Raw genomic sequence first — 289 nt, 5'->3', positions numbered from 1 at the left:
TGTAAGTCAGCTTTTCAATGAACGGGTCCAGGGTCGCCGTCGGCGCACTGCTGCGCAGCTCATCGTAGCCACCGTTGTCCTGTTCAATAACCTTCACCCCGGTGGTGGCAAAGATGTAGACATCATCCCCTGCGCCACCTTCGAAAGTGACTGTCGGACCACCTGAAACCGTATTGGCAATAGTGGTGCTGAAGGTGTCGTTGAACGCCGTGCCAATCACCTTCTCGATATTGAGCAAGGTATCGCCTTCGGCATCACCGCCAATGCCGGGCTTGCCCGTACCGGCGCG

Annotated in this window: 1 pseudogene; it reads right to left on the bottom strand. The window is 57.1% G+C overall.

The features are described from left to right. Positions 1-289: pseudogene (locus WLY71_RS30885) on the bottom strand (hypothetical protein); the annotation flags it as partial.

Origin of the sequence: Pseudomonas rossensis (assembly GCF_039888995.1) — a bacterium.
Classification (GTDB): Bacteria; Pseudomonadota; Gammaproteobacteria; order Pseudomonadales; family Pseudomonadaceae; genus Aquipseudomonas; species Aquipseudomonas rossensis.
The sequence above is the reverse complement of the archived record's forward strand: the minus strand, read 5'-3'. Positions and strand labels throughout refer to the sequence as shown.